The sequence below is a fragment of the Terrabacter sp. NPDC080008 genome (assembly GCF_040702505.1).
Classification (GTDB): domain Bacteria; phylum Actinomycetota; class Actinomycetes; order Actinomycetales; family Dermatophilaceae; genus Terrabacter.
This window is the reverse complement of the sequence record NZ_JBFBLC010000005.1, coordinates 182646-205120: the sequence shown is the minus strand read 5'-3', so window position 1 is coordinate 205120 and position 22475 is coordinate 182646. Positions and strand designations below refer to the sequence as shown.

The 22475-nt window shown below is 72.7% G+C and carries 18 protein-coding genes; 12 read left to right on the top strand and 6 right to left on the bottom strand.

Translation table 11 applies throughout. The features are described 5' to 3' along the window. Positions 1-28 precede the first annotated feature (28 nt). The 3 genes from AB0316_RS15540 (at position 29) to AB0316_RS15530 (ending at position 3342) form a co-directional block, all read left to right on the top strand. Positions 29-862 (top strand): PIG-L family deacetylase, encoded by an 834-nt coding sequence (locus AB0316_RS15540; protein WP_366273941.1) that lies wholly within the window; start codon positions 29-31, stop codon positions 860-862. A 162-nt stretch (positions 863-1024) separates the two neighbouring features. Then, positions 1025-3073, top strand: a complete 2049-nt coding sequence (locus tag AB0316_RS15535) for a heavy metal translocating P-type ATPase (protein ID WP_366273940.1) — start codon at positions 1025-1027, stop codon at positions 3071-3073. Beyond that, complete coding sequence (locus tag AB0316_RS15530) at positions 3073-3342, top strand: hemerythrin domain-containing protein (RefSeq protein WP_366273939.1); 270 nt, start codon at positions 3073-3075, stop codon at positions 3340-3342. The genes AB0316_RS15535 and AB0316_RS15530 overlap by 1 nt, the downstream gene beginning before the upstream one ends. Positions 3343-3507: 165 nt before the next feature. On the opposite strand, the gene asnB is transcribed toward AB0316_RS15530, so the two are convergent. The 5 genes from asnB to AB0316_RS15505 all read right to left on the bottom strand — a co-directional run bounded on the left by asnB (position 3508) and on the right by AB0316_RS15505 (position 9708). Beyond that, positions 3508-6180 (bottom strand): asparagine synthase (glutamine-hydrolyzing), encoded by a 2673-nt coding sequence (gene asnB, locus AB0316_RS15525; protein ID WP_366273938.1) that lies wholly within the window; start codon positions 6178-6180, stop codon positions 3508-3510. A gap of 10 nt (positions 6181-6190) precedes the next feature. Further along, on the bottom strand, positions 6191-6829 hold the full coding sequence (locus AB0316_RS15520) for a phosphatase PAP2 family protein (protein WP_366273937.1): 639 nt from the start codon (positions 6827-6829) through the stop codon (positions 6191-6193). 92 nt (positions 6830-6921) lie between these two features. Beyond that, positions 6922-8511, bottom strand: coding sequence for a glutamine-hydrolyzing GMP synthase (gene guaA, locus AB0316_RS15515; RefSeq protein ID WP_366273936.1), 1590 nt, complete (start codon positions 8509-8511; stop codon positions 6922-6924). A 10-nt stretch (positions 8512-8521) separates the two neighbouring features. Beyond that, positions 8522-8926 carry a DUF3817 domain-containing protein gene (locus AB0316_RS15510; protein WP_366273935.1) on the bottom strand — a complete coding sequence of 135 codons (405 nt, stop codon included), beginning with the start codon at positions 8924-8926 and terminating at the stop codon, positions 8522-8524. Then, positions 8923-9708, bottom strand: coding sequence for an SURF1 family protein (locus tag AB0316_RS15505; protein WP_366273934.1), 786 nt, complete (start codon positions 9706-9708; stop codon positions 8923-8925). The genes AB0316_RS15510 and AB0316_RS15505 overlap by 4 nt, the downstream gene beginning before the upstream one ends. 64 nt (positions 9709-9772) lie before the next feature. On the opposite strand from AB0316_RS15505, the gene AB0316_RS15500 reads away from it, so the two are divergent. The 9 genes from AB0316_RS15500 to AB0316_RS15460 all read left to right on the top strand — a co-directional run bounded on the left by AB0316_RS15500 (position 9773) and on the right by AB0316_RS15460 (position 20469). Continuing rightward, entirely contained in the window at positions 9773-10444 is a 672-nt protein-coding gene (locus AB0316_RS15500) for a hypothetical protein (protein WP_366273933.1), read from the top strand. A gap of 128 nt (positions 10445-10572) precedes the next feature. Then, positions 10573-13461 (top strand): Na+/H+ antiporter subunit A, encoded by a 2889-nt coding sequence (locus tag AB0316_RS15495; RefSeq protein ID WP_366273932.1) that lies wholly within the window; start codon positions 10573-10575, stop codon positions 13459-13461. Further along, entirely contained in the window at positions 13458-13940 is a 483-nt protein-coding gene (locus AB0316_RS15490) for an NADH-quinone oxidoreductase subunit K (RefSeq protein WP_366273931.1), read from the top strand. Before AB0316_RS15495 ends, AB0316_RS15490 begins: the two co-directional genes overlap by 4 nt. Further along, the gene (locus tag AB0316_RS15485) at positions 13937-15565 is read left to right on the top strand and encodes a Na+/H+ antiporter subunit D (protein ID WP_366273930.1); all 1629 of its coding nucleotides are present in this window, start codon (positions 13937-13939) and stop codon (positions 15563-15565) included. Before AB0316_RS15490 ends, AB0316_RS15485 begins: the two co-directional genes overlap by 4 nt. Next, positions 15562-16254, top strand: coding sequence for a Na+/H+ antiporter subunit E (locus tag AB0316_RS15480; RefSeq protein ID WP_366273929.1), 693 nt, complete (start codon positions 15562-15564; stop codon positions 16252-16254). Before AB0316_RS15485 ends, AB0316_RS15480 begins: the two co-directional genes overlap by 4 nt. Continuing rightward, on the top strand, positions 16251-16571 hold the full coding sequence (locus AB0316_RS15475; protein WP_366273928.1) for a monovalent cation/H+ antiporter complex subunit F: 321 nt from the start codon (positions 16251-16253) through the stop codon (positions 16569-16571). The genes AB0316_RS15480 and AB0316_RS15475 overlap by 4 nt, the downstream gene beginning before the upstream one ends. Further along, positions 16568-16948 carry a monovalent cation/H(+) antiporter subunit G gene (gene mnhG / locus AB0316_RS15470; RefSeq protein WP_366273927.1) on the top strand — a complete coding sequence of 127 codons (381 nt, stop codon included), beginning with the start codon at positions 16568-16570 and terminating at the stop codon, positions 16946-16948. The genes AB0316_RS15475 and mnhG overlap by 4 nt, the downstream gene beginning before the upstream one ends. 33 nt (positions 16949-16981) lie before the next feature. Continuing rightward, entirely contained in the window at positions 16982-18694 is a 1713-nt protein-coding gene (locus AB0316_RS15465) for an ABC transporter ATP-binding protein (RefSeq protein WP_366273926.1), read from the top strand. Continuing rightward, a complete protein-coding gene (locus AB0316_RS15460) occupies positions 18694-20469 on the top strand; it encodes an ABC transporter ATP-binding protein (RefSeq protein ID WP_366273925.1) in 1776 nt (591 codons plus the stop codon). Before AB0316_RS15465 ends, AB0316_RS15460 begins: the two co-directional genes overlap by 1 nt. Positions 20470-20729: 260 nt before the next feature. Here the strand turns inward: AB0316_RS15460 and AB0316_RS15455 are convergent, their stop codons facing one another. Then, positions 20730-22403 carry a GMC family oxidoreductase gene (locus tag AB0316_RS15455; protein ID WP_366273924.1) on the bottom strand — a complete coding sequence of 558 codons (1674 nt, stop codon included), beginning with the start codon at positions 22401-22403 and terminating at the stop codon, positions 20730-20732. Positions 22404-22475: the final 72 nt, after the last annotated feature.

Sequence of the window (22475 nt, the reverse complement as noted above, 5' to 3'; positions counted from 1 at the left end):
ACTGTGCCATGGGCCAAGATGGGTGACTGTGCCCCACACGCTGCTCGCCTTCCACGCCCACCCGGACGACGAGGCCCTGCTGACCTCGGGAACGATGGCCCGCGCCGCCGCGGAGGGGCACCGCGTCATCGTCGTGGTCGCCACCGACGGCGAGCTGGGCCTCGCTGCAAGCGAGTTCACTGCTGACGGCGCGTCTCCCCGCACGCTGGCGGCGACGCGGATGGAGGAGCTGGATGCCAGCGCCCGGGCCCTCGGCGTCGCGCGCATCGAGCACCTCGGCTACGCCGACAGCGGGCTCGGGCCGGAGATCGCACCCGACCCTCCGGGCACCACCCGGTTCGTCCGCGCCGACGTCGAGGAGGCAGCGGCCCGACTGGCCGCGATCCTGCGCGAGGAGCAGGTCGACGTGCTGCTGCACTACGAGCCCAACGGCGGCTACGGCCACCCCGACCACAAGCAGGTCCACGTCGTCGGGCGGCGCGCGGCCGAGCTGGCCGGCACCCCGCGAGTGCTCGAGGCGACCGTTCCCCGCGACGCCATCTGCCGGGCCATCGACGTGGCCGCCAAGGTCTACCGCTTCCCTCCCGAGTTCGACCGGTCGAGCTTCGACCGGGCCTTCTCGGCGCGCAGCGAGATCACACACCGGATCAGCGTGCGGCGCCACATCGCCGCCAAGCGCGCCGCCATGCGCGCCCACGCCTCGCAGGCCAGCGCGGACGGCGACGCCGACCGGACGCTGGCGGCGTTCCTGCGCATCCCGCGCCCGCTCTACGACCTCGTCTTCGGGCGCGAGTGGTTCGTCGACCGGTCGCTGCCACCCGGGTCGCCGATCCGCCGCGACGTCTTCGCCGACCTCCCCTGACCCCCCCGCCTCCCCTCCCCCTCAACCGTCGAGAGGCCACGAACGGCCCCTCCCCACCCGTCGAGAGGCCACATCTGGCCCCTCCCGGCGGCCGAGAAGGCTTCGGTGTGAGCCCGCTCCCGAACCGCCGACCGGAGCCGGCTCGCGCCCGACAATGGGGGTGTGACCTGGTGGCAACGCCGCTCCGCGGCGGTCTTCTTCGTCACGTCGGCCCTGCTCCTCGTCGGCGGCGGCGTGGCCGCCCTCGCCGGAGCCGAGCGGTTCTCGCAGGCGCTGTGGGTCGCCGCGACGGTGCTCGGGCTCGTCCTGTCCCTCGTGTGGACCGTCCGCTCCGTCGTCGACCGGCGCCCGAGCGTCGACGTCATCGCGGCCCTGGCCCTGGCCGGCGCTCTCTGGGTCGGCGAGGAGTTCGCCGGCGCCATGGTGACCGTGATGCTGGCGACGGGGCGTCTGCTCGAGGAGCGGGCAGCGGCTCGGGCCGACCGGGAGCTGCGCCTGCTCGTCGAACGCACGCCACGCACGGCCCGGCGGCGCCACGGCGACCGCGTCGACGGCATACCCGCCGAGGAGGTGGTGGCGGGAGACGTCCTCGTCGTCGGCACGGGCGAGGTCGTCCCCGTCGACGGGCGGCTGCTCGGCCCAGCGACCTTCGACGAGTCGGCGCTGACGGGTGAGCCGATGCCGGTCGAGCGTCCGACCGGCGACGACGTGCGCAGCGGCGTGGTCAACGCCGGTCCACCGGTCGACCTCGTCGCCACCTCCTCTGCGGCAGCCTCGACCTACGCCAACGTGGTGCGTCTCGTCGAGCAGGCGGCCGCCACCTCAGCGCCCTTCGTGCGCACGGCCGACCGGTATGCCGTCCTCTTCGTGCCGCTCACCCTGGCCGTCGCGGCCATCGCCTGGGCTCTCGGCGGCGGTCCGCTCAGGGCGGTCGCGGTCCTCGTCGTTGCGACGCCATGCCCCCTGCTGCTCGCCGCCCCCGTCGCGATCATGTCGGGGCTGTCCCGCGCCTCACGGATCGGGGTGGTGGTCAAGGGCGGCGCGGCCCTCGAGGCGCTGGCCGCCGGGGAGGTCGTGCTCTTCGACAAGACCGGCACGCCGACGCACGGGCGGCCCGAGCTCACGTCGGTCGTCGTCGCGCCGGAGGCACCGGACGCCACAGAGGTGCTCCGGCTCGCGGCCTCGCTCGACCAGGTCTCGCCGCATCCGCTCGCCAGCGCCCTCGTGGGCGCTGCCCGGGCCCGAGGCCTGCACCTCGAGCTGCCGACCGAGGTGCGGGAGGTGCACGGCTACGGCCTCGAGGGCCGCGTCCGCGGGACCCTGGTGCGCTTGGGCAAGGCGCGATGGATCGTCGGGACCACAGAGCCGGCGTGGCTGCGACAGGTGCGCCGCCGCGCCGCCCTCGACGGGTGCCTCACCGTCTTCGTCGCCGTCCACGACCGCCCGGCCGGCGCCTTCCTGCTAGAGGACCCGGTCCGGGCTGACGCACCGCGCATGGTTGCGGCTCTGCGCGAGGCCGAGATCCGGCGGACCGTCCTGGTGACCGGCGACCGTGCCGACATCGCGGAGACCGTCGGGCGCATCGTCGGCGTCGACACGGTGCTCGGTGACCGCGACCCCGCCGACAAGCTGGCGGCCATCCAGGACGAGTCGGCTACAGCGCGCACGATCATGGTCGGCGACGGGGTCAACGACGCGCCCGCCCTCGCCGCCGCCGGGGTGGGCGTCGCCCTGGCGGCGCGAGGAGCCACCGCGTCGTCCGAGGCGGCGGACATCGTGCTCACCGTCGACCGGATCGATGCCCTCGCCGACGCCATGATCATCGCGCGGCGGTCGCGCCGCATCGCGCTGCAGGCGGTCGTCGTCGGGATGGGCCTCTCGCTGGTCGCCATGCTCGTCGCGGCCGCCAGCTTCCTGCCGTCCGCCGCCGGAGCGGTGCTCCAGGAGGGCATCGACGTGCTCGCCATCGGCATCGCCCTGCGGGCCCTGCTCCCGAGCCGCCTGCACACGGTCGCCCTGTCGCCCGAGGACCTCGCCACCGCGCGCAGGCTGCGCGACGGGCACGAACGCATCATCCCGGCCGTCGAGCAGATCCGGACGGTCGCCGACGGCCTGCACACGCGCAACTGCCGGCTCGAGCCCGTGCAGGCACTCCTCTACCGCCTCGAGGGCGAGCTGGTCCCCATGAGCGCGCCGACGAGGAGGAGCTGATGCCGCTGGTCGCTCGGGCCCTCGGCCCCTCGGCTGCCACGACGATGCGCCGCGCCCACGCCGAGATCGAGCACCAGGTTTCCCGCCTGCGTCGCCTGCTCGAGGGCATCGAACCCGACCACGTGGCCCCCGAGGACGTCACGGAGCTGCGCCGGCTGCTCTACGGTCTCTACGCCGTCTGCCGCCTGCACAACAGCCAGGAGGAGCAGGACGCGCTTTCGCTCGTCCCGGCCACCGCCACACCGCCGGCCCAGCCACCCGTCGGATGACGGCGGGCCTACGCCGGACGCGCGCGGTCCCGGGAGGCCAGTACCGGGCATACGACCCCGGTGACCATGACCTCTCGACGGGTCAGGATGGGCCACACGTGTCCTCTCGACGGGTGGAGAGGGGCCACACGTGGCCTCTCGACGATTGAAGAAGAGAGGTGTGCGTCAGGGGGTGGTGGTCTTCTCGAAGACGATGGCCATGGGGGTCTGCTCGGAGCCCTGGCCCAGGGGGTTGTCGGCGAACATCGCCTCGTAACGCTCCTTGGGGCCCGGCGCGTCCATGCCGAGGACGTTGCGGCCGATGTCGTTCGCGTCCATGACGACCGTGCCGCCGAAGGTGCTGCGGTATGCCTCGGGCACCCGCGCGCGGATCGCCGCGGACAGGCGCGCGGCCACCTGGTCGGGGTCCTTGGGCGCGAGCTTCGCCGAGACGTTGGCCGGATAGACGGAGTACTCGGTGGGGCCGTCGATGGCGCGGATGTCGTTGCCGACGAGCTCGTAGAAGAGGCCCTTGCGGCCGAGGACCTTGCCGACGGCGCCGCCAGCGGAGGCGTAGAGCACGCGGGGCAGGCCGACCTCCTCGATGGCCAGCTGCATCGTGAACGGCGAGCCCAGGCCGATGCCCGCCGGCGTGCGCGTGACGTAGCGGGACAGGACGCGCGCCGGGCGGGAGACCTTGATGTCCCAGATGAAGTAGGAGCGGCCCTGCGTGATGGCCACGATCTTCTCGGAGATGAAGAAATACCACTTCCCCGTGGTCGCTGCGGCGTGCTCGGCACCCGCCTCCGGCAGCCCCGCGAAGAAACGCTCGACGTAGCCGAGGGCCTTGGCGTCGAGGTCGTCCTCGCGGGCGAAGAGGTCGGTGCGCAGCGGGTAGCGGCGCACGGCCGTGCCGTCGCTCGTGACGAGGTCGAGCTCCTTGCGGGCGTTCGGCTCGTAGTCCGTCTTGACGCGCGGCGCCTCCACGGCCTCGGGCTTGTCGTCGAAGAACTCCTGGAGCCACAGCTCGAGGTTGAGCAGGCGCCAGAACGTCATCGAGTCGACGTCGTTGGTGCCCTTGATCCAGCCCTCGAACGCGTGCAGCACGGCGGTCTGGTCGAAGTAGGGCCGGTTGGCGAACGACTCGGACAGGAAGACGCCGTAGAGGTGGTTCTTCAAGCGCATGAACCACTCGCCCTGCGGCGTGGTGAAGCCGATCTTGTTGCGGCGCCGGTTGATCGACTCGGGCAGCAGGTCGCGGGTCGCGTCGCGCAGGACCCGCTTGTTCCAGCCGTCCTTGATGATCGCCTCGTCGGAGAGGCTGAAGATGAACTTCACGACCTCCTTGTCGAGGAACGGCACGCGCCCCTCGAGCGAGAAGCGCATGGTGTTCTTGTCCTCGTAGCGCAGCAGCGACGGCAGCGAGCCGACGAAGAGGTCCTCGATGAGGCGCTTCTTGAGGTTGGAGCTCTCGGTCGTGTAGCGCTCGCCGGAGTGCGCGGCGACGAACTCACGCCCGAGCAGCGAGGTGGTCGGCACGTCCTTGCGACCGCGGAGCTTGGCCTTGAGCTTGAACCGGCCGAGGCGGTAGAGCACGTCGAGCGACTTGCTGAGCTCGGCCGCCGCCTTGCGGGCACCCTCGGCACGCAGCTGGCGCAGGTAGACGAAGTAGTACGGGATGTAGCCGGCCATCATCTCGTCGGCACCCTGGCCGTCGAGCAGGACCGTCACGTGCTTGGTGGCCTCGCGCATCACCTGGTACTGCGCGTAGGGGCCGCTGCTGATGAGCGGCTCCTCCTGGGTGCGCACGAAGTCGACGAGGTCCTCCTTGAACTCGGAGGGCGTCGGCTTGATCTTGTGGCCGGCGACGTGGCCGCGGCAGATGTCGAGGACGTCGTCGACGTAGCGCTCCTCGTCGTTGACCGAGTTGGGGAAGACGGCCGAGAAGGTGTTCTGCTGCGTGCCCACCGACTCGGTGGTGGTGTCGCCCTCGTTGATGAGGCGGTTGATGATGACCGCGACGGCCGAGCTGTCGAGGCCCCCGGAGAGGGACGTGCCCACGGGCACCTCGGACTGCAGGCGCAGGCGCACGGCCTCGATGAGGCGCGACTTGTACTCGGCCGCGGCCGCCTCGTCGTAGGGGCGCTGCTCCTTGGCGAGCTCGGCGAGCTCCTCTCGCAGGCGCGTGAACGGGCGCCGCTCGACGCCCTGAGCGGAGATCGTCATGACCTCGCCGGCCTCGAGGCGCTCGATGCCGTCGAAGAAGGTCTCGCGGCCGTCCTCGTGGATGCGGAACCGCAGGTACCGGTAGATCGTGCGGTCGTTGGGCCGCTTCTCGTAGTGCCCGCTGGCCAGGATCGGCTTGATCTCGCTGGCGTAGAGCCACGCGTCGGCGCCGTCCTTGCCGGCGCCGGGGACGCGGCAGACGTAGAGCGGCTTGATGCCGAAGTGGTCGCGCGCGAGCGTCAGCTCCTGCTTCTCGGAGTCCCAGATCGCGATGCCGAACATGCCGTTGAACCGGTCGAACGCCTGCACGCCCCACGCCGCGAAGGCCTCGAGGACGACCTCGGTGTCGCTGTCGGTCTCGAACGTGCAGCCGAGGCCCTCGAGCTCGCTGCGCAGGTCGAGGTAGTTGTAGACCTCGCCGTTGTAGGCGATGGTGAAGCGGCCGTCCCTGGTCTGCATCGGCTGCTGGCCGTGCGCGACGTCGATGATCGACAGGCGCCGGTGGGCCAGGCCCCCGAGCCCGTCGACGAAGACGCCGTCACCATCGGGGCCCCGGTGCCTCTGGCAGTCGTTCATCCGCCGCAGGAGAGCCTCGTCGGCCTCGAACCCGTGGTAGCCCGCGATTCCACACATGGCGACAACCCTAACGGCCCGGGATCGGGCCTCCGTCCCGCCACGGCTGCGCGACACGCGCGCCGAGGCGCAGCGGCCAGCGCAGGAGCAGCCACAGCAGCAACGACCCGAGGAACATCGAGCCCACCACGTCGCTGAGCCAGTGGAAGTGCAGCCACACCAGGGACGCGGCGACCACGAGCGTCCAGGCCACGGCGAGCGACCACGCCAGCCTGCGCCGGCGCGGGTGCAGGCGGGAGACGAGCTCGGCCACGACACCCGCGCAGACCAGCGCCGTCGCGGTGTGTCCCGAGGGGTAGGAGCCGAGGCCGCCGATGATCTCGGGGCTGATGGGCCCGCCCCGTGGGATGACCGCCTTGCCGAGCAGCACCGTGCCCGTGAGCAGGGCCAGCGCCGGGGCGGCGAGGAGCACGGGCGCCCAGCGCCGCTGGAGCAGGGCCAGGGCGACGGCGAACGCTGCGACGAGGGCCACGCACAGGGCCGGGGTGGCGATGTCGACGACGACGAGGGCGAGCAGCCCCAGCGCGCCGGGACCGGCGTCCTGGCCCGGCGTCAGGTTTTTGACCACGTCGTCGACCCGCACGGTCGGACCGCCCACGACCACGCTGGTCGTCACCACGACGAGCCCCACGGCCAGCAGGAGCGCCACGGGGAGCCCGAGCGCTGATCGTCCCGGCCCGGGCAACTGTTCCCCGGGGCCCGGCCCCGCGACCTCGCGCGGGCGACCGCCGACCGGCGGCCTCACTCCCACTCGATGGTGCCCGGCGGCTTGCTCGTGACGTCGAGCACCACGCGGTTGACCTCTTCGACCTCGTTGGTGATGCGCGTCGAGATGGTGGCCAGCACGTCGTAGGGCACCCGGGCCCAGTCGGCCGTCATCGCGTCCTCGGAGGCGACCGGCCGCAGCACGACGGGGTGGCCGTACGTGCGGCCGTCGCCCTGGACACCCACCGACCGGACGTCGGCGAGCAGCACGACCGGGCACTGCCAGATGTCGCGGTCGAGACCGGCCTTCGTCAGCTCCTCACGGGCGATCGCGTCGGCCCGCCGGAGGATCGCGAGGCGCTCGGCGTCGACGGCCCCGATGATGCGGATGCCGAGGCCGGGGCCGGGGAACGGCTGGCGCCACACGATGACCTCGGGCACGCCGAGCTCGAGGCCCACCTGGCGCACCTCGTCCTTGAAGAGGGTGCGCAGCGGCTCGATGAGGGAGAACTGGAGGTCGTCGGGCAGGCCGCCGACGTTGTGGTGGCTCTTGATGTTGGCTGCGCCCTCACCGCCGCCGGACTCGACGACGTCGGGGTAGAGCGTGCCCTGGACGAGCCACTTGACGGGGTGCTCCTCGTCGCCGCGGTCGTGGACGACGTCGCGCGCCGCCTGCTCGAAGACGCGAATGAACTGCTCGCCGATGATCTTGCGCTTGGCCTCGGGGTCGGTGACGCCGGCGAGCGCCTCGAGGAACCGCTCTCGCGCGTCGACCACGACGAGGTCGACCCCTGTGGCCTCGACGAAGTCCTTCTCGACCTGTTCGGCCTCGCCCTCGCGGAGCAGGCCGTGGTCGACGAAGACACACGTCAGCTGGTCGCCGATCGCCTTCTGCACCAGGGCCGCCGCGACCGAGGAGTCGACCCCGCCGGAGAGGGCGCACAGCACACGGTCCTCGCCGACCTGCTCGCGGATCGTCGCCACGAGCTCCTCGACGACGTGCCCGGGCGTCCAGTCGGCGCTGATGCGCGCGCCCTTCCACAGGAAGTTCTCGAGCACCCGCTGGCCCTGCTCCGAGTGCAGCACCTCGGGGTGCCACTGCACGCCGTAGAGGCGGCGCTCGTCGTCCTCGAAGGCGGCCACCGGCGTACCGGCGGTCGTCGCGGTGACCCGGAAGCCCTCGGGCGCCTCGGTGACCGAGTCGCCGTGCGACATCCACACGACCTGGCTCGTCGGCTGCCCGGCGAAGAGCGTCGAGTCGACGTCACCGATGGACGCGCCGGTCTTGCCGTACTCGCGGGAGCCGGTGCGCGCGACGGTGCCGCCGAGCGCCTGGGCCATCGACTGGAAGCCGTAGCACATGCCGAAGACAGGGACACCGGCCGTAAGGAGCGCCGGGTCGAGGCGGGGGGCGCCGTCGTCGTAGACCGAGCTCGGGCCGCCGGAGAGGATGATCGCCGCCGGCTCCTTCGCGAGCAGGTCGGCGACCGGCATCGAGTGCGGCACGACCTCGCTGTAGATCTGCGCCTCGCGGACCCGCCGGGCGATCAGCTGGGCGTACTGCGCGCCGAAGTCGACGACGAGGACGGGGTGGCTCTGGAGGTCGTTCGGGTGCGCGTCGCTCACGGGCGCCAGCCTATCGGCCCTGGCCCGTGCCCCTGGTGCCGCTCTCCGCGCCTGCGTCGCCCGCGACGTAGGCCCGCGCGAGCACGCCCTCGATCTCGCGGGTGTTGCGGCGCTCGGCGATCCACGGCACGACGGGCACGAAGCCCGCGAGCAGGTTCTTGACGATGCGGACGGGCCCCCACGCGACCTTGAGGCCTAGGTTGGCGACCGACACGGCATACGCGAAGTAGATGAGCCCGTGGATCGGGCTCCAGTACTGCGTCAGCACGTTCGTCTGCTTGAAGCCGTACTTCATCACCATCTCGAGGATGAGGACGAAGAGCGCGAAGCCCGCCACGGTCGCGAGGACGCGGTAGGCGGACAGCGCCGAGCGGATCTGCTGCGGCTTGGCTAGGGTCTCGGGATACGTGCTCACGTCGGAACGCCTTTTCTCGGTGCAGCGACGGGCTCGCCCGCCGGCTGCTCTGCTCGGAACATCTTCCACCACATCCAGATCGCGAAGATCCCGAAGACCCACCACTGCACGGCGTATGCGGCGTTGCGCAGGTTGAGGGGCGCGTCGAGCTCGGGCGGTGGGACCCGGCTCAGGCCGTCCGCGGACAGCGGCGACCCGTCGGTCGGTCCGGCGGACTCCGCGGACGCCAGCACGACGACGTTGTAGAGGTCGCCCGGCCACTCGTTGACGAGGGCGGCCAGGTCGATCGAGCGCACCTGCGGAGCGGGCAGCGGGGGGCCGGACTTCGGCGACTCCCCCGGCCCCAGCGTCCCCGTCACGGTGACGACGCCCGCTGGCGGCTGCGGGACCGCGGACGGGGTGCCGTCGACGAAGCCGCGCAGCACCGGCACGGTGCCGCCCTGCGTCTCGAGCGGCGTGACGACCCACGAGCCGGCCCGCTCGCCAAGGCGACGGTCGACGACCAGCAGGGTGCGCGCGGCGGCATACGTCCCCGTGACGGTGACGGGACGGTTGGAGAACTCGCCCTCGAACGCGCTGTGCGGGCCGGTCACCTGCTGCAGCGGCGCGCGCTCTAGGTTCGAGGCGGCGGCCACGACCTCCTTGCGACCGGAGTCGCGGGCCACACCGAGCTGCCACAGGCCGAGCAGGATGCACGCGGCGACGACGACGAGCAGGGCGGCGAACATGCCGACCCAGCGAGGGGTGAGCAGCCGCCGGAACACCTCCTCAGGGTAGGTCACCGGCGCCGCACGGCCCGAACCGGCCGTCCGGGGTCGGCGCCGATGCGTGGCAGGATGCTGGGCCATGTCCGCCACGTCGTCCCGACCCACACGCCGTATGCCGTCCCGCGCGCTCGTGCTCGTCGCGGCCGTCGGCGCCGTCGCCCTCCTCGCCTCCTGCGGGTCGACCGACCAGCCCTCGACGCGGCCGACCGTCACGGTCACCGTCGACCCGCCGACCGGGGCGAGCGGGACGGGTGCGGGCTCGCCGAGCGCGATCCCGACGGCGACCGCGACCTCGGCGGACCTGCCGACCGCGATGGCGGCCGGCGCGCAGCGCGGCGCGCCGAAGTCGTTCGAGGAGGCCAAGGCCCGGATCGACAAGGCCAAGCCGGACGCCACGGTGACGACCCGCTTCGTCAGCCCCACCGGCAACATCGTCTGCCAGCGCAGCACCGACTCGACCGCGGCGGCCTGCGAGGTGGCCAAGGGGCGGGTCAGCCCGCCCCTGCCGACGGTCTGCCCGGCGCAGGGACCCAAGGACATCGGCCGGGTCGAGCTGCGCCAGGACGGCGCCTACCCGGTCTGCAACCGTGACAGCATCCGCAAGGGCGGCGAGCCGACGCTGCCCTACGGCTCGCGCACGCAGCCCTCCGGGACCACGGCCTGCATCAGCGAGGAGTACGGCGTCACCTGCATCGACACCGCCACCGCGCACGGCTTCTTCCTGGCCAAGGACACCTTCGTGACGTTCTGAGCGGTTGCCGAGGGAGGTCCACCCGCTGGTCCCCGATCCGGAGGCAGGCTCCCGCGCGCGTAGGATCGTGGCCACGACCTGAACCGACGTGACCGAGCCTTGACCCACCCGACGACCGAAGGGCCGCCGTGGCGCAACTGCTGCTCCTGCACCTGATCGCCGCCGCGTCCGCGCCGTGGCTCGCCAAGACGCTGCACAGCAGGGCCTTCCTCGTCCTCGCGCTGGTGCCCGCGGTCTCGTTCGGCTGGCTCGTGTCGGTCGCGTGGGACGTCCGGGCGGGCAACCTCCCGACCCAGCGGATCACATGGGTGCCGGGCCTCGGGCTCGACCTCGACTTCCGGCTCACCACCCTGTCGTGGGTGCTGGGCCTGCTCGTGACCGGCGTCGGCGCCCTCGTGCTGCTCTACTGCCGGTGGTACTTCAGCGACCGCGACCCGACGCTGTGGCGCTTCAGCTCCGTGTTCATCGCGTTCGCCGGCGCGATGCTCGGCCTCGTCCTGACCGACAACCTGCTCGTGCTCTACGTCTTCTGGGAGCTGACGACGGTCTTCTCCTACCTGCTGATCGGGCACAACCCGGCCAGCTCGACGAACCGGCGCGCAGCCATGCAGGCGCTGCTCGTCACCACGCTGGGCGGCCTCGCGATGCTCATCGGCATCATCGCCCTCGGCGTGCACCACACCTACTCGATCGCGGTGCTCCTCGCCCACCCGCCGCCGCTGGACGCACTGACGACCGCCTCGGTGGTGCTGCTCCTCGTCGGGGCCCTGTCGAAGTCGGCGCTCGTGCCGTTCCACTTCTGGCTGCCGGGGGCGATGGCCGCCCCGACCCCCGTCAGCGCCTACCTGCACGCGGCCGCGATGGTCAAGGCCGGCATCTACCTCGTGGCGCTGCTCGCGCCCGTCTTCGCCGGAGCCCCCGCGTGGCACGCCCTGACGGTGGGCCTCGGCCTCTTCACGATGCTCGTCGGTGGCTGGCGGGCGCTGCGCCAGCACGACATCAAGCTCCTGCTCGCCTACGGCACCGTCAGCCAGCTCGGTTTCATCGTGTCGATCGCCGGACTCGGCACCAAGGCCTCGGCACTGGCCGCGCTCGCGCTCGTCATCGCGCACGCCCTCTTCAAGTCGACGCTCTTCCTCACGGTGGGCGTCGTCGACAAGTGCACCGGCACCCGGGACCTGCGCGAGCTCTCCGGCGTGGGCCGGCAGCTGCTCCCGGTCGCGGTGCCGGCCACCCTCGCCGGGCTGTCGATGGCCGGCATCGTCCCGCTCGCCGGGTTCGTGTCCAAGGAGAGCGCGCTCGAGGCGCTGTGGCAGGACGTGCAGACCTCCGTCCCGCTGCCCGCGCCATGGAGCTGGCTGGCGGTCACGGGCGTCGTCGCCGGCTCCGCGCTCACCGTCGCCTACACCGCCCGCTTCCTCTGGGGCGCCTTCGCGACCAAGCCCGGCGTGCCGCCGACGCCCGTCAGGGCGGCCCACCCCGGCTTCGTGCTCTCACCGCTGCTGCTCGGCGTCGCCGGGCTGGCGCTCGGGCTGCTGGCGCCCCTCGAGTCCCCCTGGCTGCTGCCGTATGCCGCCCAGTTCAGTGTCGGGGCCGAGCCGGAGTCGCTCGCCCTCTGGCACGGCGTCACGGTGCCGCTCCTGCTCTCGCTCGTGTCCGTGGCGCTCGGACTGGGGCTCTTCGTCCAGCGCACCGTGGTCGCTCGCGTGCAGGCCGGGGTGCCGCCGCTCGTCGACGGCGAGCGCGGCTTCGCCCGGGCGCTGCGCTGGGTCGACCGGGGCGCGGTCGAGATGACCGCCGTGACCCAGCGGGGGTCGCTGCCGATCTACCTCGCCGGCATCCTGCTCGTCTTCGTCGCGCTGCCCGGGCTCGCTGCGCTCACCCGCGGCACCTTCCCGTCGGTTCGCCTGTGGGACAACCCCGGCCAGGCAGTGGTCGGCCTCGTCGTCGTGGCCGCGGCCGTGCTCGTCCTCGTGACGCGCCGCCGCCTCACCGCCGTCATGCTCGTGGGCGCGACCGGCTACGGCGTGTCGCTCCTCTTCATCCTGCACGGCGCCCCGGACCTGGCGATCACCCAGATGCTGGTGGAGACCGTCTCGCTCGTGGTGTTCGTGCTGGCGCTGCGACGGCTGCCCACCAAGTTCACCCGGCACCCGCACTCGCCGTCGCGCACCTGGCGCATCGCGCTCGGAGCAGCCGTCGGGGTGTCCGTCGGCGCCATCGCCCTCGTCGCGTCCGGCGGTCGGCGCACCGAGCCCGTCTCGGGCGGGTTCCCCGAGGAGGCGTACGCGTTCGGCCACGGCAAGAACATCGTCAACGTCACGCTCGTCGACATCCGCGCATGGGACACGCTCGGCGAGGTGTCGGTGCTGGTCGCGGCCGCGACCGGCATCGCCAGCCTCATCTTCGTGCGCACCCGCAACACCCGCCTCTCGCGCGCGACCGCCAAGGAGCTCCCCGCGACCGACCCGGTGCGAGGCACCTGGCTGCACGGCGGCCGAACCCTGCGCACCGAGAAGCGGTCGGTGATCTTCGAGGTCGTGACGCGGCTCGTCTTCCACGTGATGCTGGCGGCCTCGCTCTTCCTGCTCTTCGCCGGCCACAACCAGCCGGGCGGTGGCTTCGCGGGCGGGCTCGTCGCGGGACTTGCGCTCGTCGTGCGTTACCTGGCCGGGGGCCGCTACGAGCTCGACGAGGCGGCGCCCTTCGACGCCGGCCTGCTGGTCGGGCTGGGCCTGCTCGTCGTCGTCGGCTCGGCGCTGGCGCCGCTGGCGTTCGGCGGCACCGTCCTCGAGACGACCGCCGTCGACTTCACGCTGCCGCCGTGGGGCGAGGTGCACCTGGTGACCTCGCTCCTCTTCGACGTCGGCGTCTACCTCATCGTCGTCGGGATGATGCTCGACATCGTGCGCAGCCTCGGCACCGGCATCGACCGCCAGATCGCCAGCGAGGACGCGGACGAAGAGGACGAGGCGGACGGAGAGGAGAGGGCTGACGCAGAGGTGGTGTCGCCGTGACCACGCTCGCCCCGGCCCTCATCGAGGCCTCGCTGCAGCCGAACCTCACCCTCGTGCTCGTCACCGTCGCCCTCGTGACGACGGGCACGGCCCTGGCGCTCGACCGCAGCCTCGTGCGCGTCCTGCTCGGGATGGTCCTCATCGGCAACGGCGTGGCCGTGCTCTACCTCGTCATCAGCGGCCGGGCCGGGCGGGCGCCGTTCGTCGGTGATGACCCCGCGGCGATCAGCGACCCGCTGCCGCAGGCGATGGTGCTGACGGCGATCGTCATCTCGCTCGCCACCATCGGCTTCCTGCTCGCGCTGTCCTACCGGCTGTGGCAGATCTCGGGCACCGACGACGTGCCCGACGACACCGAGGACGCGCACATCCAGCGCCTCGCCCTCGAGGACCAGACCTCCTCCACCTACGACCCGTCCGACACCCCCACGACGACGTCCGACGAGCTCGCCGACGAGGACCGGAGCCCCACCCCGTGATCGACCTGCCGACCGGAATCCACGTGCCCGACCTCGTCCCGCTGCCCGTGCTGCTGCCCCTGCTCGGGGCCGCGCTGACCCTCGCCTTCCGCCGGTCGCCGCGGCTGCAGCGGGGCGTCAGCATCGCGGTGCTGGCCGCCGTGGTCGCGGTCGCCGCCCTGCTCGTCTGGCAGACCGACGCGCACGGACCCCAGGTCCTGTGGCTCGGCGGGTGGCAGGAGCCCCTCGGCATCTCGCTCGTGGCCGACCGCCTCAGCGCCCTCATGCTGCTCGTGTCGGGCATCGTCACCCTGCTTGTGCTCGTCTTCGCCATCGGACAGGGCCAGGCCGAGAGCGAGGAGGAGGGCGAGAGCGAGACGCCGCTGACGATCTTCCACCCGACCTACCTCGTGCTCGCCGCCGGAGTGGCCAACGCCTTCCTCGCCGGCGACCTCTTCAACCTGTTCGTCGGGTTCGAGATCCTGCTCTTCAGCTCCTACGTCCTCATCACCCTCGGCGGCTCGGCCGCCCGCATCCACGCGGGCACCACCTACGTCGTCGTCAGCCTCCTGAGCTCCGCGCTCTTCCTTGTCGGCATCGCGGCCGTCTACGCCGCCACGGGCACCGTCAACCTCGCGCAGCTCGCGATCCGCATCGGGCACCTCTCCCCCGCCGTCGCGCTCGTGCTCCAGCTCTGCCTGCTCACCGCCTTCGGCATCAAGGCGGCGATCTTCCCGATGTCGGCGTGGCTGCCCGACAGCTACCCCACCGCCCCGGCGCCGGTCACGGCCGTCTTCGCCGGCCTGCTGACCAAGGTCGGTGTTTACGCGATCATCCGCGTGCAGACGCTGCTCTTCCCGGACTCGCCGCTGCAGGGGCTGCTCATGTGGGCAGCGCTGCTGACGATGGTGGTCGGCATCCTGGGCGCCGTGTCGCAGTCCGGGCTCAAGCGGATCCTGTCCTTCACCCTGGTCAGCCACATCGGCTACATGGTCTTCGGCATCGCCCTGGCCACGGAGGCCGGCACAGCCGGCGCGATCTTCTACGTCGCCCACCACATCACGATCCAGACGGCGCTCTTCCTCATCACCGGCCTCGTCGAACGGCTCGCCGGCACGACCTCCCTGGACCGCCTCGGGGGCCTCGCGGCCGCCTCGCCGGTGCTCGCGACGCTCTTCTTCGTCTCGGCGATGAACCTCTCGGGCATCCCGCCGCTGTCCGGGTTCCTCGCGAAGGTGGGCCTGCTCGACGCCGGTATCGCCGTCGGCACGCCGCTCGCCTGGCTGCTCGTCGTGGGCGGCATCGTGACGAGCCTGCTCACGCTCTACGCCCTCGCCAAGGTGTGGAGCCAGGCCTTCTGGCGCACCCTCGCCGACGCCCCGGCAGCGCCGCGTCCGACCCCGGCAGGCGACGCCGGCGACGCCAGCCCCGACGCTGCCGAAGGCGGTGTCGCGGTCCTCGTCCAGGCGCCGCCGCGGACCCTGCCCCGCACGATGCTGGGCGCCACCGCGGCGATGACCGCCGTCGGGCTGCTCATCACCGTCGTGGCCGGCCCCCTCTACGCCTACACGCAGCGAGCCGCGGCCGACCTCGCCAGCCGGCAGCCCTACGTCACGAGCGTCCTGCCCCCGGAGGTGCGCCGATGAGCGGCGCAGCCACACCCGGCCCCGAGACGTCCACGGCCCCGGCTGCGGCTCCGCGCCGTCCCCCGCGGCGTCGGCGCGAGTTCCAGCCGCGCGCGGTCGCGACCATCGCCCTGGCCTGGATTCTGCTGTGGGACCGCCTCAGCTGGGGCAACGTCGTCAACGGCATCCTCGTCGGGCTGCTCGTCACGTATGCGTTCCCCCTGCCCTCCATCGAGTTCCAGGGCCGGCTGCGGCCGCACCGGGTTGCCCTGCTCATCGGCCGATTCCTGGTCGACCTCGTGCAGTCCTCCTGGCAGGTCATGCGGCTGGCCTTCGGGCGCCGCAGTCCGCGCAACGCCGTCATCGAGGTGCAGCTGCGCTCGCGGTCCGACCTCTACCTGACACTCACGGCCGAGCTCATCGCCCTCGTGCCCGGCTCGGTCGTCGTCGAGGCGAGGCGGTCGACCTCCGTGCTCTACCTGCACCTGCTCGACGTCGAGCGGGAGGGGCGCATCGAGGCCCAGCGCGCCAATGCTCTGGCCGTCGAACGGCGCGTCGTGCGGGCCCTCGGCTCGCGCGAGGAGATCGCCGCCCTCGAGGCCGGAGCGCCGTGGCCGACGCCCCGAGCAACCGGCACCGAGCCCACCGGGTCCACCGAGCCCACCGACGCCCCGGAGTCCGAGGCAGCCAACGAGGAGGAGAAGCCATGACCGTCGTCATCGGCGCCGCGCTCGCGATGCTGGGCGCCGCAGCCGCCCTCGTGGTCGTGCGCCTGTTCAAGGGCCCGAGCAACCTCGACCGCATCATCGCCGCCGAGATCCTGCTCGTCGTCGTCATCGCCGGTGTCGCGATCGAGTCGGCGCGCACGCGCACCACGACCTACCTGCCGCTGCTGATGATCCTCGGCCTCGTCGGGTTCGTCGGCGGCGTGGCCGTCACCCGCTTCCTGTCGCGTGACTCCGACGAGCCCGCCGCGGTGGTGCGCGAAGCCACCGACGGGCACACCGAGGGGCGGGAGCACCCATGACCTGGTGGTCGCTGCTCGACGGCGCCGGCGCCGCCTGCCTGCTGCTCGGGGCGCTCCTCTGCCTCGCCGGGGCCGTGGGTCTCGTCCGCTTCACCGACACGCTCTCGCGGCTGCACGCCGCCACCAAGCCGCAGACCCTCGGCCTGATCCTCATCCTCACCGGCCTCGCGCTGACCCTGCGCACCTGGGCCGCGGTCACGACCCTCGTCCTGCTCGCTGCCACCCAGTTCTTCACCTCCCCCGTGTCGGCCCACCTCGTCGGCCGCGCGGCCTACCGCAACCGGCGAGTCGACACCGACACCCTCGAGGTCGACGAGCTGTCGCAGGCCCTCGCGCGCGCCCGATCCGATGAGGACACCGAGCCGAAAACCAGGTGAGGCTGCGCCGAGCCCGGACGTAAGGTGCAGCAAGTGATCACGCTGCCCCACGCCGACCCAGGCACCCCCGACCTGACGAGCCCGACGGCATACCTGCGGTGGGTCGGCAAGGGCCAGTGGCGCACCCTGGTGGTGGCGATCGCGTTCGGCGTCGTGTGGCTCGTGAGCCAGGCGCTCTTCCCCGCCGCGATGGGCAAGGCGATCGACGAGGGCGTCATCGGCGGCGACTTCGGCTCCCTGCTCCGGTGGTGCCTCATCCTCATCGGGCTCGTCGTGCTGAGCGCGGCCTCCGGGGCGATGCGCCACAAGTACGCGGTCATCAACTGGATGCAGGGCGCGTTCCGTTCCGCCCAGCTCATCGGTCACAAGGCCGCCGAAACCGGCGAGGCCCTGACGCGTGCGGTGCCCACCGGCGACGTCGTGGCGACGGTCAGCTCCGACGCGATGCGCATCGGCGGCCTCTACGACGTCGCGGCACGGTTCGCCGGGGCGGTCGTGTCCTACGTCGTCGTCGCGCTCATCCTGCTCGGCGCCTCGACACCCCTCGGTCTCGTCGTCCTCATCGGCGTCCCGGTGCTCGTCGGGTGCCTCACCTTCATCGTGCGCCCGCTGCAGCAACGCCAGCTCGCCCAGCGCGAGGAGTCGGGCAAACTCATCGGCCTCGGCGCCGACACCGTCGCGGGCCTGCGCGTGCTGCGCGGCATCGGCGGCGAGCAGACCTTCCTCCGCAGGTATGCCGTCCAGTCCCAGTCCGTGCGCCGCGTCGGTAACACCGTGGCGGGCTACCAGGCCGCCCTCGACGCCGCCCAGGTGCTGCTGCCCGGCATCTTCGTGCTCATCGTGGTGTGGCTGGGCGCGCGGTTCGCGATCGAGGGCGAGATCACGGCGGGGCAGCTCGTCGCGTTCTACGGCTACACCGCCTTCCTCGTCATCCCGCTGCGCACCGCCACCGAGATGGTCGACCGCGCGACCCGCGCGCACATCGGCGCGGGCAAGCTGACGCGCATCCTGCGGGTCCGCCCCGACCAGTCGGAGACGGCCGAGCCGCACCCGCTCCCCCAGGGCCCGGCCCGGCTGCACGACCCCGACAGTGGGAGCACCGTGGAGCCCGGGCGCTTCACCGTCGTCGTCTCGGCGCGACCGGAGGAGTCGGCCGCCCTGGCCGACCGCCTGGGCCGATTCGGCCCCGGCGAGACGGACGTGCGCCTCGACGGGACCCGGCTGGCCGACGCCGCCCTGTCGGAGGTCCGGGCCCGCATCGTCGTGAGCGAGAGCGACCCGCGCCTGTTCACCGGCACGCTCCGCGAGGAGCTGGACCCGTGGGGCGAGCACGACGACGGCGAGATTCTCGAGGCCCTCGCCGTGGCGAGCGGCGACGACGTGCTCGAGGCGCTCCCCGGCGGCCTCGACAACGAGGTCGAGGAGCGCGGCCGGGCCTTCTCCGGCGGCCAGCGCCAGCGGCTCGCCCTGACCCGCGCCCTGCTCACCGGCGCCGACACCCTCGTGCTCGTCGAGCCCACCAGCGCCGTCGACGCCCACACCGAGTCGCGCATCGCCGGCCGCCTGACCGCCGCCCGCGCCGGGCGCACGACCGTCGTGATGTCGGCCAGCCCGCTGCTGCTCGACCGGGCCGACCACGTCGTGTTCCTGCGCGGGGGCCGGCTCGCTGCCGAGGGCACGCACGCCGCGCTGATGGCCGGCGTGCCCGACTACCGACGCACCGTCGTCCGAGGAGAGGAGGACTGATGACCCAGGCACCTGCCGTTCCGGGGCGCTCGCTCCCGGTGGCCGACATGGACTCGGTCCGGGCGCACACTCGCGGCCTCGCCCGCCGGCACCGTCGCAGCATCCTCGGCGTCGTGGGGCTGCACGCCGTGGCCGCCGTCGCCGCGCTCGTCGCGCCGCGCGTCATCGGCCTGCTCGTCGACGAGATCAGCCACGGCCGGTCGCTCGCTGTCGTCAACCGGCTCGCCCTGTGGATCGCGGCCGCGGTGGTCGTGCAGACGGTGGCCACCTGGTTCGCACGCCAGGCCTCGTTCGTCCTCGGCGAGACGATCTTCGCGGAGCTGCGCGAGCAGTTCATGGAACGCGTCGTCGAGCTGCCCCTGTCGACCGTCGAGCGTGCCGGGACCGGCGACCTCGTCTCGCGCACGACCAACGACGTCGAGGCGCTCTCGCGCGTCATCCGCTTCGGCATCCCGGCGATCTTCGTCGGCTCGGTCACGACGGCCATCACGCTCGTCGCCGCGTTCGTCACCGGCTGGCTCGTCGCGCTCGGCGTCCTCGTCGGCGTGCCGATCCTCGTGCTGTCGACGCGCCGCTACCTGCGGCACGCCCCGGAGGGCTACCTGCGCGAGCGCGCGACCTATGCCGTGCTCAACGGGGTCGTCACCGAGTCCGCCGACGGCGGTCGCACCATCGACGCGCTGGGGCTGCGCAGCCGTCGCCGCCGGCGCATGGACGACGCCCTGCGCGACTGCTACGACGCCGAGCGCTACACCCTCGGCCTGCGGCTGCGGTGGTTCCCCTCGGTCGAGTTCGCCTTCTTCGCGCCCGTCGCGGTCACCCTGCTGTGGGGCGGCTTCCTCATCTCCCAGGACCTCGCCACGGCCGGCACCGTCACGGCCGTCGCCCTCTACGTGCAGCAGATGGCCGGCCCCCTGGACGAGCTGATCTCATGGCTCGACGAGATCCAGATCGGCGCGACCTCGCTCGCCCGCGTCATCGGCATCGCCGACGTGCCCGCCGACCGGGCGGCGACGGGCGAGCAGCCGCGGGACGACCGCCTCGACGTCCGCGACGTCCACTACTCCTACCGGGCGGGCCGGGACGTGCTGCGCGGCGTGTCGCTCGACCTGCAGCCCGGCGAGCGCCTCGCGATCGTCGGCCCCTCCGGCGCCGGCAAGTCGACGCTCGGGCGGCTCATGGCCGGCATCGACGGCCCGCGCGAGGGCCGAGTCGAGGTCGGTGGCGTGCGGCTGGTGGACCTCGAGCTGGCCCAGCTGCGCGGGCAGGTGGCGCTCGTGACGCAGGAGCACCACGTCTTCGTCGGCTCGCTCGAGGACAACCTGCTGCTGGCCCGCCCGGACGCCTCCCGCGATGACCTGCTCGAGGCCCTGGCCGCTGTGGACGCCCGGGACTGGGCCGAGCGGCTGCCCGAGGGTCTCGCGACCCTCGTCGGCTCCGGCGGCCACCGGCTCAGCGAGCCGCAGGCGCAGCAGCTCGCCCTCGCCCGTCTGGTCCTGGCGCACCCGCACACCCTCGTGCTCGACGAGGCCACCTCGCTGCTCGACCCGCGCGCCGCGCGGCACCTCGAGCGCTCGCTGGCCGCCGTCGTCGAGGGCCGCACCGTCGTCGCCATCGCGCACCGGCTCATGACCGCGCACGACGCCGACCGGGTCTGCGTCGTCGAGGACGGCCGGATCAGCGAGATCGGCTCGCACGAGGAGCTGCTCCGCGCCGACGGTGCGTATGCCGCCCTCTGGCGTTCGTGGCGCGACGAGCCCCAGCCTGCCCGGTGATGTCGTCGAGGACGCCGCAGGACGTTGTCATCAACCCTCACGGCTGCCGCGAAACTTCTTTCCGAGATATCCGCCCGGGCCGTAACCCTGCCTGCGCTGCCTCGTTTCCAGCGCGGTGCCGGGCTTCTTCTCGACCGGTTGTGGCTCGCACCGCCGGGTGGGGCCGTCTCTGAGGGGTGACGGCCTCACCCTCGTCCGTCTCCCGCGAGTCCGCGCACCCCTGGCGCCCGGCCGGCCCGCGACGGTCCGCACCCGGCGGGTCAGGCGTCGACGAGGCGGTAGGCCTCGCCCTGCGCCGGGCGGGGGTCAGCCTCGCCGCGGGCCGGCCACAACGAGACGGCGCGCTCGGCCTGGGCGGTGATCGTCAGGCTGGGATTCACCCCGAGGTTGGCGGACACGGCGGACCCGTCGAGCACATGCAGCCCCGGGTAGTTCCAGACCCGGTGGTACGGGTCGATCACCCCGGTCTCGGGCGAGTCCGAGATGACCGCCCCGCCGAGGAAGTGCGCCGTCATCGGGATGTCGAGGACCTCACCGATCGAGGAGCCGGGCCAGGCCCGCTCGCCCGTCGTGTCCTCGAGCCGCTTCGCCATGGCTCTGACCGCGGTGTTGCCCTCGGGGATGTACGTCGGGTTGGGCTCACCGTGGCCCTGGCTGGAGGTCAGCCTCCAGCCGAGCAGACCGCGCCGGCGCCGCACCGTGATCGAGTTGTCGCGCGTCTGCATGACGAGCGCGATGACGGTGCGCTCGCTCCAGCGCCGGGTCGACAGCGACCGGGCGAAGACCCACGGGTGCCGCGCCGCTCCGCCGACGAACCGCGCCCACCGGGGTACGCGTCCCCCGCCGTCGACCTGCATCACCGCCAGCGCTCCCATGAGGTTCGAGCCCTTGCCGTAGCGGCAGTTCTCGACGTGGGTCGTGTCGTCGACGTGGAAGCTCGAGGTGATCGCCACGCCGCGGGTCAGGTCGACATCCTTCGGCACCCGCGCGGTCATGGCCCCGCCGAGCGCCTCGGAGTTGGTCCGGGTCAGCTCCCCCAGCCGGTCGGACAGCCGCGGCAGCCCCCGGCCCACGGGCTCGGCCTTCATGGCCTGCAGCAGCTGCGCCGTGCCCCAGGCCCCGGCCGCGACCACCACCTGTGCCGCCGTGACGGTGCGCTCCCCCGCCCGGCCACCCCGACGGGCCCACGACCCGCTGCGGACGGTCGTGACGGCATACCCCTGCTCCGGCGCAGCCGGATCGAGCGGACGGATGCGCGTGACGGTCCGCAGCGGCTCGATGACGACGCCACGCCGCTCGGCGAGCGCGAGGTAGTTCTTGACGAGGGTGTTCTTCGCGCCGACCCGGCAGCCGACCATGCAGTTGCCGCACTCGGTGCAGCCGGTACGGTCGGGGCCCTCGCCGCCGAAGTAGGGGTCGGGCACGCGCTTGCCGGGCTCGCCGAAGAAGACGCCGACGGGGGTCTTCCTGAAGGTGGCGCCCACCCCGAGGTCGGCGGCGGTGTCGCGCATCAGCTGCTCGACCGGACCCTCGCACGGGTTGAGCCGCACCCCGAGCATCCGCTGGGCCGTGGCGTAGTGCGGCGCGAGCTCGGCCTCCCAGTCGGTGATGTGCGCCCACTGCGGGTCCCGGAAGAACGGGGCCGGCGGCACGTAGAGGGTGTTGGCGTAGTTCAGGGACCCACCGCCGACGCCCGCCCCGGCGAGCACCAGGCAGTCGGGCAGCCGGTGGATGCGCTGGACGCCGAAGAGCCCGAGCTTCGGCGCCCAGAGGTAGCGGCGCACGTCCCAGCTGGTCCGGGCGAAGTCGTCGTCCTCGAAGCGGCGCCCCGCCTCGTAGACGTGGACGCGGTAGCCCTTCTCGGCGAGGCGCAGCGCAGCCACGGACCCGCCGAAGCCGGACCCGATGACGACGACGTCGTGGTCGAACTCCATGCGCTCACCCTAGGGAGCGGACGCGGTGCAGGCTACCGGGAGTAACCCACACCACAGAGCGCGTGCGGGCGC

What these genes read in the sequence shown, in the direction of transcription:
- AB0316_RS15530 (WP_366273939.1), top strand. Translation starts at nt 3,073, where the DNA reads ATGCCGCTGGTCGCTCGGGCCCTCGGCCCCTCGGCTGCCACGACGATG.
- asnB (WP_366273938.1), bottom strand. Translation starts at nt 6,180, where the DNA reads ATGTGTGGAATCGCGGGCTACCACGGGTTCGAGGCCGACGAGGCTCTC.
- AB0316_RS15500 (WP_366273933.1), top strand. Translation starts at nt 9,773, where the DNA reads ATGTCCGCCACGTCGTCCCGACCCACACGCCGTATGCCGTCCCGCGCG.
- AB0316_RS15480 (WP_366273929.1), top strand. Translation starts at nt 15,562, where the DNA reads ATGAGCGGCGCAGCCACACCCGGCCCCGAGACGTCCACGGCCCCGGCT.
- AB0316_RS15475 (WP_366273928.1), top strand. Translation starts at nt 16,251, where the DNA reads ATGACCGTCGTCATCGGCGCCGCGCTCGCGATGCTGGGCGCCGCAGCC.
- mnhG (WP_366273927.1), top strand. Translation starts at nt 16,568, where the DNA reads ATGACCTGGTGGTCGCTGCTCGACGGCGCCGGCGCCGCCTGCCTGCTG.
- AB0316_RS15460 (WP_366273925.1), top strand. Translation starts at nt 18,694, where the DNA reads ATGACCCAGGCACCTGCCGTTCCGGGGCGCTCGCTCCCGGTGGCCGAC.
- AB0316_RS15455 (WP_366273924.1), bottom strand. Translation starts at nt 22,403, where the DNA reads ATGGAGTTCGACCACGACGTCGTCGTCATCGGGTCCGGCTTCGGCGGG.